The 11,590-nt window shown below is 73.0% G+C and carries 12 protein-coding genes; 10 read left to right on the top strand and 2 right to left on the bottom strand.

What is annotated here, in order from left to right; translation table 11 throughout:
- The first annotated feature begins 4 nt into the window (after nt 1-4).
- Entirely contained in the window at nt 5-517 is a 513-nt protein-coding gene (locus SM447_RS07810) for an HIT family protein (protein WP_474572365.1), read from the top strand.
- Nucleotides 518-894: 377 nt separating this feature from the next.
- Nucleotides 895-1,896 (top strand): aldo/keto reductase, encoded by a 1,002-nt coding sequence (locus tag SM447_RS07805; RefSeq protein ID WP_474572364.1) that lies wholly within the window; start codon nt 895-897, stop codon nt 1,894-1,896.
- Nucleotides 1,897-1,954: 58 nt separating this feature from the next.
- On the opposite strand, the gene SM447_RS07800 is transcribed toward SM447_RS07805, so the two are convergent.
- On the bottom strand, nt 1,955-4,108 hold the full coding sequence (locus SM447_RS07800; protein ID WP_474572061.1) for an elongation factor G-like protein EF-G2: 2,154 nt from the start codon (nt 4,106-4,108) through the stop codon (nt 1,955-1,957).
- A 335-nt stretch (nt 4,109-4,443) separates the two neighbouring features.
- On the opposite strand from SM447_RS07800, the gene pgsA reads away from it, so the two are divergent.
- From pgsA to pdxT, 6 genes are all read left to right on the top strand, one after another.
- Nucleotides 4,444-5,076: a phosphatidylinositol phosphate synthase gene (gene pgsA / locus SM447_RS07795; protein ID WP_474572060.1), complete on the top strand. Its 633-nt coding sequence runs from the start codon at nt 4,444-4,446 to the stop codon at nt 5,074-5,076.
- 25 nt (nt 5,077-5,101) lie between these two features.
- Nucleotides 5,102-5,980: a phosphatidylinositol mannoside acyltransferase gene (locus SM447_RS07790; RefSeq protein WP_474572059.1), complete on the top strand. Its 879-nt coding sequence runs from the start codon at nt 5,102-5,104 to the stop codon at nt 5,978-5,980.
- Nucleotides 5,981-5,993: 13 nt separating this feature from the next.
- Nucleotides 5,994-7,148, top strand: coding sequence for a glycosyltransferase family 4 protein (locus SM447_RS07785; RefSeq protein WP_474572058.1), 1,155 nt, complete (start codon nt 5,994-5,996; stop codon nt 7,146-7,148).
- Nucleotides 7,149-7,188: 40 nt separating this feature from the next.
- Nucleotides 7,189-7,686 carry a hypothetical protein gene (locus tag SM447_RS07780; RefSeq protein ID WP_474572057.1) on the top strand — a complete coding sequence of 166 codons (498 nt, stop codon included), beginning with the start codon at nt 7,189-7,191 and terminating at the stop codon, nt 7,684-7,686.
- A 134-nt stretch (nt 7,687-7,820) separates the two neighbouring features.
- Entirely contained in the window at nt 7,821-8,735 is a 915-nt protein-coding gene (gene pdxS / locus SM447_RS07775) for a pyridoxal 5'-phosphate synthase lyase subunit PdxS (protein WP_474572056.1), read from the top strand.
- Between the two features lie 74 nt (nt 8,736-8,809).
- A complete protein-coding gene (pdxT, locus tag SM447_RS07770; protein WP_474572055.1) occupies nt 8,810-9,415 on the top strand; it encodes a pyridoxal 5'-phosphate synthase glutaminase subunit PdxT in 606 nt (201 codons plus the stop codon).
- 169 nt (nt 9,416-9,584) lie between these two features.
- Here the strand turns inward: pdxT and SM447_RS07765 are convergent, their stop codons facing one another.
- Nucleotides 9,585-10,433 (bottom strand): helix-turn-helix transcriptional regulator, encoded by an 849-nt coding sequence (locus SM447_RS07765; protein ID WP_474572363.1) that lies wholly within the window; start codon nt 10,431-10,433, stop codon nt 9,585-9,587.
- 103 nt (nt 10,434-10,536) lie between these two features.
- Here SM447_RS07765 and SM447_RS07760 point away from each other — a divergent pair, with 103 nt between their 5' ends.
- Nucleotides 10,537-11,166 (top strand): NADPH-dependent FMN reductase, encoded by a 630-nt coding sequence (locus SM447_RS07760; protein ID WP_474572054.1) that lies wholly within the window; start codon nt 10,537-10,539, stop codon nt 11,164-11,166.
- Between the two features lie 2 nt (nt 11,167-11,168).
- Nucleotides 11,169-11,465 (top strand): hypothetical protein, encoded by a 297-nt coding sequence (locus SM447_RS07755; RefSeq protein WP_474572053.1) that lies wholly within the window; start codon nt 11,169-11,171, stop codon nt 11,463-11,465.
- The last annotated feature ends 125 nt before the right edge of the window (nt 11,466-11,590 follow it).

Below are 11,590 nucleotides of genomic sequence, written 5' to 3'. Positions count from 1 at the left end.
GGACATGGCCGACGAGCTGGACCGGCTCTGGACGCCCCACCGGATGACCTACATCTCCGGTGCGGACCGGCCCGAGGGCGGCTACGAACGGCCCTCGGGTTGCCCGTTCTGCCTGGCGCCGGCCCGGCCCCCGGAGGAGAGCCTGGTCGTGGCGCGGGGCGAACACGTGTTCGTGGTGCTCAACCTGTACCCGTACAACCCGGGGCACCTGCTGGTCTGCCCGTACCGGCACGTGGCCGACTACACCGACCTGGACGGGCCCGAGACGGCGGAACTGGCGTCGTTCACCCAGACCGCCATGCGGGTGATCCGCAAGGTCAGCAGTGCGCACGGCTTCAACCTGGGCATGAACCAGGGCGGGGTGGCCGGTGCCGGCATCGCCGCCCACCTGCACCAGCACGTGGTGCCCCGGTGGGGCGGCGACGCCAACTTCATGCCGGTCATCGGGCGCACCAAGGTGCTGCCACAGCTGCTGGGCGACACCCGCGACCTGCTCACCCGCGCCTGGCCCGCCTGACCCGCCTGACCTGACCGCCCCCCGCTTCGCCGCTGCGGACGACAGCGCCTTCGGTGCTGCGCCGTCCCTTCGGCTCTGCTTCAACCCGCGCGATGGTCACCCAGCGGAGTCGATGCGTACCGGTGAGCAGAGCAAGGGAGGGCCCGGCGGGGAGCCGCCTCCCGAGGCCAGCCGCAGGTCGCTGGCGACCCGACGGGGCAGCGGGCGAAACCGCGGCCGATCCGCCGCCCGTCGGATGATCCGTACGAACACCGGCGCCCGTACGGATGATCGTGCTGGATGTTCGTCAAGATCTGTCCGGAAGGTGGCACGATGCGCCGGTGGTGGAGGCGAGGCGGACGCTGGGCCGCAGCGGCATCGAGGTCAGCGCCCTGGGCATGGGCTGCTGGGCGATCGCCGGGCCGTGGGCCGAGGGGCGGATCCCGCTGGGCTGGGGCGCCGTCGACGACGAGGAGTCGGTACGGGCGGTCCGCCGGGCGCTCGACCTCGGTGTGACCCTCTTCGACACCGCCGACAGCTACGGCGCGGGGCACGGTGAACGGGTCCTGGGCCGGGCCCTGGCCGGCCGCCGCGACGAGGCGGTGATCGCCACCAAGTGGGGTTACACGTTCGACGAACGGACCCGACAGGCCATCGGACCCGACGCCTCACCGGCCTACCTGCGGCGGGCGGTGTGGGATTCACTGCGGCGGCTCGGCACCGATCGGATCGACCTCTACCAGCTGCACCTGGCCGACCTGCCCGTGCCCCGGGCCCACGAGCTGATCGGCGCGCTCGAGGACCTCGTGGCCGACGGCCTGGTCCGCGCGTACGGCTGGAGCACCGACCGGGCCGACCGGGCGGCCGTCTTCGGGCACGACGCCCCGCACGCCGCCGCCGTGCAGCACAGCCTCTCGGTCCTGCGTGACGCACCCGACCTGCTCGCCGTCTGCGAGAAGTACGACCTGGCCAGCGTCAACCGGGGACCGCTGGGCATGGGCCTGTTGACCGGCAAGTACCGCCCCGAGTCGGTCCTGCCCCGCGACGACGTGCGGGGGATGACCTCAGGTTGGCTGGAATGGTTCCGGGGCGGCCGGCCGGCGCCGGAATGGCTGCGCCGGGTGCACGCGGTCCGGGCCACCTTGACCGCCGACGGCCGCACCCTGGCCCAGGGCGCGCTCGGCTGGATCTGGGCCCGCAGCGACCGGGCGATCCCGATCCCCGGCTGCCGCACCGTCGCCCAGGTCGAGGAGAACGCCGCCGCGCTGGCGCTCGGCCCGCTCGCGCCGGACCACTTCGCCGAGGTGGAACGGCAGCTCGCCGCCCTGCGTACCGCCGCCCTGCGGGAGGCCGACCGCCCCTACTGGCCCAGCCCGATGCTGCCCACCGCCCGGCCCTGACCTGATCCGGCCCCGTCGGCCTGCAGTCACGCGCGGCCACGGCCCGGGCGGGGTCCGGTCAGGTGTGCTCCTTGCGGATCCCGTCAGCCAGGTGGGCGGGCATCGGGTCGTAGCGGACGAAGTGGCGGCGGAAGGTGCCGGCTCCCGAGGTCATCGCCCGCAGCTCCACCGCGTAGCGCAGCAGCTCCGTGGCGGGCACCTCGGCGCGTACCAGGGTGCGTCCCTCGGAGTCCGGATCCGGTTCGGTGCCGAGCACCCGGCCCCGCCGCCCGGACAGGTCACCCATCACCGCGCCCACGTTGACGTCGGGCACCCGCACCGTCACCTCGTCGACCGGCTCCAACAGCGCCGGCTGCGCCCGGTCGGCGGCATCGCGCAGGGCCAGCGCCCCGGCGGTCTGGAATGCCGCGTCGGAGGAGTCCACGCTGTGCGCCTTGCCGTCGACCAGGGTCACCCGCAGGTCCACCACCGGATGGCCGGCGACGAGCCCGCGCTCCATCTGGGCGCGTACGCCCTTCTCCACCGAGGGGATGTAGTTGTGCGGCACCGCGCCGCCGACCACCCGGTCGACGAACTCGAAACCGCCGCCGCGCGGCAGCGGCTCCACCTCGATGTCGCAGACGGCGTACTGGCCGTGCCCGCCGGACTGCTTGACATGCCGGCCGTGTCCTCGGGCCGGGGCGGTCAGCGTCTCCCGCAGGGCCACCCGCACCGGCTCGGTGTCCAGCTCCACCCCGCCCGAGCGCAACCGGTCGAGCACCACGTCGGCGTGCGCCTCACCCATGCACCACAGCACCAGCTGATGGGTCTCCGGATTACGCTCCAGCCGCATCGTCGGGTCGCCGGCCACCAGCCGGGCCAGGTTGCGGGCCAGGGCGTCCTCGTCCGAGCGTGTCTTCGCCACGATCGCCACCGGCAGCAGCGGCTCCGGCATCTCCCACGGCGCGATCAGCAGCGGGTTCTCCTTGGCGGAGATGGTGTCACCGGTCTCCGCGCTGCCGGACTTGGTGATCGCGCAGATGTCACCGGCCACCGCCACGCCCACCTCCCGCAGGGTGGCGCCGAGCGGGCTGTAGAGGTGGGCGATCCGCTCGTCGGCGTCGTGGTCGGGGTGGCCGCGCTCGGCCAGACCGTGCCCGGACACGTGCACGGTCTGCTCGGGACGCAGCGTGCCGGAGAAGACCCGGACCACGCAGACCCGCCCGACGTGCCGGTCGATGGAGGTCCGCACCACCTCGGCCACCAGCGGACCGTCCGGATCGCAGGTCAGCGGCGGGCGCGGGGAGCCGTCCACCCCGGTCACCGCGGGCAGCGCGTGCTCCGGCGGGGCGGGAAAACCGGCGGTGAGCACCTCCAGCAGTGCGTCCAGCCCGACACCGGTCGCCGCGCAGACCGGCACCACGGGGTAGAAGTGGCCCCGGGCGACCGCCTTCTCCAGGTCCTCCACCAGGATGCCGGCGTCGATCTCCTCGCCCGCGAGGTAGCGGTCCATCAGGGTCTCGTCCTCGCTCTCGGCGATGATCCCCTCGATCAGCTCGTTGCGGGACTCGACGATGGCCGGCAGGTGCTCCGGGTCGGGCTCGCGGACCTGCGGCGGCAGTCCGCCGGTGTAGTCGAAGACCCGCCGCGTGATCAGCCCCAGCAGACCGACGGTGGACTCGCCGTCGTCGCCGAGCATCGGCAGGTAGAGCGGGAGCACGTTGTCGCCGAAGACCCGCTGGCACAGCGCCACCGCCTCGTCGAAGTCGGCGCGCGGATGATCCAGCCGGGCCACCGCGACCGCCCGGGGCATGTCCACCGCGGCGCACTCCTCCCACAGCGCCGCGGTCGCCGCGTCCATCCCGTCGACCGCGGAGACCACGAAGAGCGCGGCGTCGGCGGCCCGCAGCCCGGCGCGCAGCTCACCGACGAAATCGGCGTAGCCGGGCGTGTCGAGCAGATTCACCTTGATCCCGTCGTGCAGCAGCGGCGCGCAGGCCAGAGCCACCGAACGCTGCTGGCGTACGGCGGCGGGATCGTGATCGCAGACGGTGGTGCCGTCGGTGACCGAGCCGGCCCGGGCGATCGTGCCGCTCGCCGCCAACAACGCCTCGACCAGGGTCGTCTTGCCCGCACCGGAATGCCCGACGAGCACCACGTTGCGGATCCTGGCGGGATCGGTCACCGCCGGAACGCCGCCGGTGGCCCCCTTGTCCTGACTCCTCTGCGCCATCGGGCGCACCTCCCTCAGCCGGTGGTGGTGGGTGGCGACCGCCGCACGCGACGGGATGCGGCCCGGGCGGGGTGCTGCGGCGATATCCTCCGGTGGTTCGCTGGGAACCGGGCAGTCAACGGGCGGTGGGGTGAGCCGGGTCACCCTCCTGGCTCGATCTCACACCCGATGGCGGACGGACACAAGCCTCTCCGGCCGAGCGGCCGGACGCGCCCGGGCCGGGCGGCGGGGGTGCCGGCTGAGCGGGCCGGGCCGGGCGGTGGCGCGCCGGCTGAGCGTGGCTGGTCAGACGGCGGTGTCGCCGGTCGAGCGCCGACCGTTATCGTGGGACCGCCATGGCGAAGATCTTCCAAGTGTCGGCCCGCGCGGGGATGACCCGCGTGGTGGAGCCGATCGCCCGCAGCCTGCTGCGCGCGGGCGTGTCCCCCAACGCGGTCACCGTCGCGGGCACCGTCGGCGTGCTCGTCGGCGCGCTCGGCTTCGGCGCCCGCGGCCATCTGGTCGCCGGTGCGCTGATCGTGACCGTCTTCGCGCTCACCGACCTGCTCGACGGCACGATGGCCCGGATGAGCGGCGGGTCGACCCGGTTCGGCGCGTTCCTCGACTCCAGCATGGACCGGGTGGCCGACAGCGCGGTGTTCGGCGCGGTCGCCTTCTACCTGGCCACCGAGGGCAACCACGCCGGCGTGGCCGCCGCGCTGATCTGCCTGGCCGCGGGTGGGCTCGTGTCGTACGTCAAGGCCCGCGCCGAGGGACTCGGCATGACCTGCAACGTCGGCATCGCCGAGCGTACGGAACGGTTGCTGATCGTCGGTGTCGGCGGCCTGCTCGCCGAACTGGTTCACCCCTTGGCGCTGCCGATCGCGCTCTGGCTGCTCGCGGCGGTGTCCCTGTTCACCGTGGGGCAGCGGATGCGGCACGTGTACCGGCAGGCGCAGCAGGTCGGCGCGCCGGGCGGCCAGGGGTGAGCGGCACAGCCGGGGGGAGTACCCGGTGAACCTCACCGAGTTGGGCTTCGTCGCCGGTTGGCGGCTGGTCCGCGTCCTGCCCCGGCCGGTAGCCGCCGCCGCCTTCACCGCCGGGGCCGACCGCGCGTACCGCCGCCGTGGCCCGGGTGCCACCCGGCTGCGCGCCAACCTTCGCCGCGTGGTCGGGCCCGAACTGCCCGAGGCCGAGCTCGACGACCTGGTCCGCCGGGGCCTGCGCTCGTACGCCCGCTACTGGATGGAGGCGTTCCGGCTGCCGTCGCTGAGCCGCGAGCAGATGCTCGCCGGGTTCCGGCTGGACCGCGCCGAGGTCCTCGCCGCGGATGTCGCCGCCGGGCGGGGTGCGGTGGTGGCGCTGCCGCACGCCGGTAACTGGGACGCCGCCGGGGCGTGGGTCGCCGCCAATGGCTGGCCGCTGTCCACCGTCATGGAACGGCTCAAGCCCGAGGGCGTCTACCGGCGGTTCACGGCGTTCCGGGAACGGCTGGGGATGGAGATTCTGCCGACCACCGGCGGCGTCCGACCGCCGCTGGACGTGCTCACCGACCGGGTGGCCGCCGGGGCGGTGGTGCCGCTGCTGGCCGACCGGGATCTCTCCGCCCGTGGCGTGGAGGTGGACTTCTTCGGCGGCCGGACCCGGATGCCGGCCGGCCCGGCGCTGCTGGCGCTGCGCACCGGCGCGCCGCTGTACGTGGCGTCGATGTGGTACGAACCGGATGCGGCGTGCGCCTCGCTGGTGGGTCCGCTGCCGGTGCCGGGGCCCGAGGCGGGCACGCTCGACGTGCGGGTCCGATCACTGACCCAGATGATCGCCGACGGTCTCGCGGCGGGCATCGCCCGGCATCCGGAAGACTGGCACATGCTGCAGCGGATGTGGCTGGACTGAGGGGACGGGCGCAATGCGGATCGGCATCGTCTGCCCGTACTCCTTCGACGTGCCCGGCGGGGTGCAGAACCACGTCATGGACCTGGCGGAGGCACTGATCGGGCTCGGGCACGAGGTGAGCGTCCTCGCCCCGGCGGACGAGGACTCGCCACTGCCGCCGTACGTGGTGTCGGCCGGCAGGTCGGTGCCGCTGCCGTACAACGGCTCGGTGGCCAGGATCGCGTTCGGCCCGGTCTCCACCGCCCGGGTACGTCGCTGGATCACCCGGGGCGACTTCGACGTGCTGCACGTGCACGAGCCGATCACGCTGAGCCTGTCCATGCTCGCGGTGCTCTCGGCCCGGGGTCCGGTGGTGGCCACCTTCCACACCGCGATGACCCGCTCCCGGATGCTCGCCGCCGCCCAGGGCGCGCTCCAGATCGTGCTGGAGCGGATCACCGCGCGGATCGCCGTGAGCGCGCTGGCCCGCAAGGTGCAGGTCGAGCACCTGGACGGCGGGGCGGTGGAGATTCCCAACGGGGTGGCGGTGGCCAAGTTCGCCGGGGTGGAGCCGTTGCCCGGCTGGCCGGGGGAGTGCGGGCCGGGCACCGGTGGCACGCTCGGCTTCCTGGGCCGTTTCACCGAACCCCGCAAGGGGTTCCCGATCCTGCGCGACGCCTTCGTCGAGCTGGCCCGGCAGCGTCCCGGCCTGCGCCTGCTGGTCGCCGGCCCCGGTGACCCGGACGACCTGTTCGACCAGTTTCCGGCCGACCTGCGGGACCGGGTCACCTTCCTCGGTCTGGTCTCCGAGGAGGAGAAGGCACGCATGCTGCGCAGCGTGCACCTCTACGTCGCGCCGAACACCGGCGGAGAGTCCTTCGGCATGATCCTCACCGAGGCACTCGCCGCCGGCACCACCGTCGTGGCCAGCGACCTCGACGCCTTCCGCCGGGTGCTGGACGGTGGCCGGGCCGGGCGGTTGTTCCCCACCGGCGACGCGGTGACGCTGCGCGCGGCGCTGTCGCAGTTGCTCGACGACCCGGCCCAGCGGGCGGAACTGACCGCCTGCGGTGACCAGGTCGTGGCGAATTTCGACTGGCCCGTGGTTGCCCGCCGGGTTCTGGAGGTATACGCAGCGGCGATCGAGGCGACCGATGGGCGGGTGATCGACCAGGAGTGGGTGGGTTGACCTGATCGGAGGGAACGGGAGCAGCACTACGATGCCGGGCATGTGGTGGGTGGTGGGCGCGACGGTGGTCGTCGCCCTGGCCGTGGCGTACCTGATCTGGACCGCCGGCCGGGTCGAGCGGCTCCAGGACCGCGCGCAACTCGCCGCCCGTGCCCTCGACGCCCACCTGCTGCGCCGGGCCGCCGCCGCGGCGGTACTGGCCGAGCGCCGTTCCGGCGTCGAGCTGTACGCGGCGGCGCGCATCGCCCTCGACGCCGGCCCCGACGAGCGGGAAGCGGCCGAGAACGACCTGACCCGGCAGCTGCGGTCGGTCCAGCTCGATCCCACCGACGCCGACTGCGAGGCCGTCATCGCCGCCAGCCGGCGGCTCGCCCTGGCCCGCCAGGTGCACACCGACCTCGTCCGCGACGCGCGATCGGCGCGCAGCCGACCACTGGTGCGCCTGTTCCGGATGGGACGAAGGCACACCTGGCCCAGCTACTTTGACATCGACGACCCGACCCTCACCGTTCCGGCCGCCGACGTTCCCAGCCGCTGAACTCGTCCGCCGAGCCCGGGGGTGATGACGGCCACAGAGCAGGCCACCACGGGTCTGATTGGCTGTCGGAGCGGCGTTGGCCCGGGCGTAGCATCTCCGCTGCCACCTCCCGAGGACGCCTGAGGAGCGACGACGTGTCCGAGACGACTTCCCCGAACACCGCCACCCCGGTCGTCGGCACCGCGCGCGTGAAGCGCGGCATGGCCGAGATGCTCAAGGGCGGCGTGATCATGGACGTGGTCACCCCCGAGCAGGCCAAGATCGCCGAGGACGCCGGCGCGGTCGCCGTGATGGCGCTGGAGCGGGTGCCCGCGGACATCCGTGCCCAGGGCGGGGTGTCCCGGATGAGCGACCCCGACATGATCGACGGCATCATCAACGCCGTCTCCATCCCGGTGATGGCCAAGGCCCGCATCGGCCACTTCGTCGAGGCGCAGATCCTCCAGTCCCTCGGCGTCGACTACGTCGACGAGTCCGAGGTCCTCACCCCGGCCGACTACGCCAACCACATCGACAAGTGGGCGTTCACCGTGCCGTTCGTCTGTGGTGCGACCAACCTGGGAGAGGCGCTGCGCCGGATCACCGAGGGCGCCGCCATGATCCGCTCGAAGGGCGAGGCCGGCACGGGCGACGTCTCCAACGCCACCACCCACATGCGGAAGATCCGGCAGGAGATCCGCCGCCTCCAGTCGCTGCCGACCGACGAGCTGTTCGTCGCGGCCAAGGAGTTGCAGGCCCCGTACGAGCTGGTCAAGGAGATCGCCGAGACCGGCAAGCTGCCGGTGGTGCTCTTCACCGCCGGTGGCATCGCCACCCCGGCCGACGCGGCGATGATGATGCAGCTCGGCGCCGAGGGTGTCTTCGTCGGCTCCGGCATCTTCAAGTCCGGCAACCCGGCCCAACGGGCCGCCGCCATCGTCAAGGCGACCACCTTCCACGACGACCCGGACGTGCTGGCCAAGGTCTCCCGGGGCCTCGGCGAGGCGATGGTCGGCATCAACGTCGACGACATCCCGCAGCCGCACCGCCTCGCCGAGCGCGGCTGGTGAGGTGAAAGGAAGGGCACCCTGTTAACGCCTCGTGTAGAGGAAGGTGCCCCTGTTAACACCCTGGAGGAAGTCACGTGACGGCACCCGTGATCGGTGTGCTCGCCCTTCAGGGCGACGTCCGCGAACACGTCACCGCCCTGTCCGAGGCCGGCGCGCGGGCCCGCACGGTACGCCGACCTGCGGAACTGGACGCGGTCGACGGCCTGGTGATTCCGGGCGGCGAGTCGACCACGATCAGCAAGCTGGTCGACATCTTCGGGCTGCGCGGCCCGATCGACAAGCGGATCGCGGACGGGATGCCGGTCTACGGCTCGTGCGCCGGAATGATCATGTTGGCCACCGAGGTGCTCGACGGCCGGCCGGACCAGCGTGGCTTCGACGGCATCGCGATGACCGTCCGCCGCAACGCCTTCGGCCGGCAGGTCGACTCGTTCGAGGCGCCGGTCGAGGTCACCGGCATCGACGGCGGCCCGCTGCACGCGGTCTTCATCCGAGCGCCCTGGGTCGAGCGGGTCGGCGAGGGCGTCGAGGTGCTGGGCACCGTCACCGCCGGCCCGGCGACCGGCCGGATCGTCGCGGTACGCCAGGGCAACCTGCTGGCCACCTCGTTCCACCCCGAACTCACCGGCGACATCCGCCTGCACGCCTACTTCGTGGACCTGACCCGCAGCACCACCTGACCCGCCCCGCTCGCGGCCCCGCGTCCGCCCACCGCGCGCTCACCTCGTCCGGCAGGGCAGCAACTTCGGGGATGTTGCCGCCTCCGACGTGCGGTCAGGCAGCAACATCCCCGAAACTGCTCGGATCCTCCCGGGCGAGGGGCGTCAGCGGGGGTGCGGCCGGGGGGTGTCAGCCGGCGATTGGGCGTAGGCCGCCGGGGCGGCGGCCCAGCAGGCGGTCCAGCGCCGCGGCGCTGTCCGCGTCGGCGGGCTGCTGCACCACCAGCCGCTGCTGGTCGTCGGCGAGTTCCAGCGTCTCGTACGACAGTCGCAGCGGCCCCACCTCCGGATGCCGCAACCAGCGCACGCCGCTGGACTGCACCGCGACCGGCCGGCGCTGCCACCGGGACCGGAACGGCGCACCGACGGTACGGTCGAGCCGTTCGGCGAACGCGTCGGTGGCCGGGTCGCCGCCGCGTAGCCGGTGCAGGTCGGCGACCTGCTGATCGGCGAGATCGGCCCAGTCGGGGAAGTGCTCCGATGCGCGTTCGTCGGCGAAGACGAACCAGACCAGGTTGGGTCGCTCGTCGTCGAGCAGCCCCAGCGGGCGGGCCAACCGGTCGAACGGCTCGTTCCAGGCCAGCACGTCGCCGAGCCGGTTGAGCAGGTACGCCGGTCGGTCTCGCAGTGCCTCCAGCAGCGTGCGGACCTGCGGTCGGACGGTACGCGACACCATCGGCCGCCCGCCCGCGCACAGTTGCCGGCGATGGTCGACCGACGCGAGCTGCTGGAGGTGCCGCCGGTCGGCGTCGTCCAGTCGCAGGGCGTCGGCCAGCGCGGCGAGGATGGCGGGTGAGGGACGGACGTCGCGTCCCTGTTCGAGCCGGGTCAGGTATTCCACGCTGACCTGGGCCAACGTGGCCAGCTCCGCACGCCGCAGCCCCGGGGTGCGGCGCCGACCGCCGGCGGGAAACCCCACCTGCTCGGGGCGCAGCGCCTCCCGTCGGCTGCGGAGGAACGCGCCCAACTCGCCGTCCATCACGCGTCCAGTCTGCCGCCGCCGTCGCCGGTGAGCATGTCCCCGCCAGGGCCACCCTCCCGCCGGCCTCCCGCCGGGTCCCCGACGGCGGTGGGATCGGGTCATGAACAGTACGCAGCAGAACGGACCGGTCATGGTTGGCCTGGTCGTGGGCAGCAGCCGTCCGGGGCGGCGCGGGTCGGCGGTGGCGCGATGGGCGGCCGAGACGGCGGCCCGGCATCCAGCGGCCCGAGCGGGGGAGCTGACCGTCGAACTGATCGATCTGGCCGAGCAGCGGTTGCCGATGTTGGACGAACCGGTGCCGGCGAGGTTCGGCGACTACCGCCACGAGCACACCCGCCGCTGGTCGGCGGTGGTGGCGGCGTGTGACGCCTTCGTCTTCGTGGCTCCGGAGTACAACAGTTCGGTGCCGGCGGTGCTCAAGAACGCCATCGACTACCTGGACGCCGAGTGGCGCGGCAAGCCGGCCGGGGTGCTCAGTTACGGCGTACGCGGCGGCGGGCAGGCGGGCGAGCATCTGCGGGCGATTCTCGGCGAGGTGGGCATGACCGTCGTACCGGGCCACGTCGAGTTGCAGCTCTTCACCGACTTCGAGTGGCCCGCCGAGAGCCCGTCCGACCCGACCGCCAACGCCCGGATCGCACCATCGCCGGAACGCGCGGCGGAGCTGACGCTCATGGTGACCGCCCTGCTGGATGCCGGCCGCGGTGCCGTCGCGACGGCGGTACGGTGAGCATGGAGACGATCCTGATCAGCTATCGGGTCCGGGCCGACCGCCTCGATGAGCATCGTGACCTGCTCGACGCGGTGCACCGGGAACTCGCTCAGCTCCGGCCCACCGGGTTCCGCTACCTGAGCCTGCGGCTCGACGACGGGTACGACTTCGTCGACATCGCCATGGGCCCGCAGTTGCCCGGGCCGCTACCGTCGCTGGAGTCGTTCCGCCGTTACCGCGCCGGGTTGGAGGAGCGGTGCGAGCGGCGGAGCACCGCCGAGTTCACCGTGCTGGGGTCGTACGGCATGGGGGAGTAGTTTCGTCCGCTTTGTTCGGATCGGGGGAGTGCGGCCAGCGGCCGACGTGCGGCGGGGGAAGACCACCCCCCCCCCCGAGGGGTGATTTTGGAGAGTATGGACGGGCAACGTGGCCCCACATCGTC

Source organism: Micromonospora aridisoli, from assembly GCF_056150025.1.
Note: the sequence above shows the minus strand (reverse complement) of the source record. Positions and strands in the feature narration are given on the sequence as shown.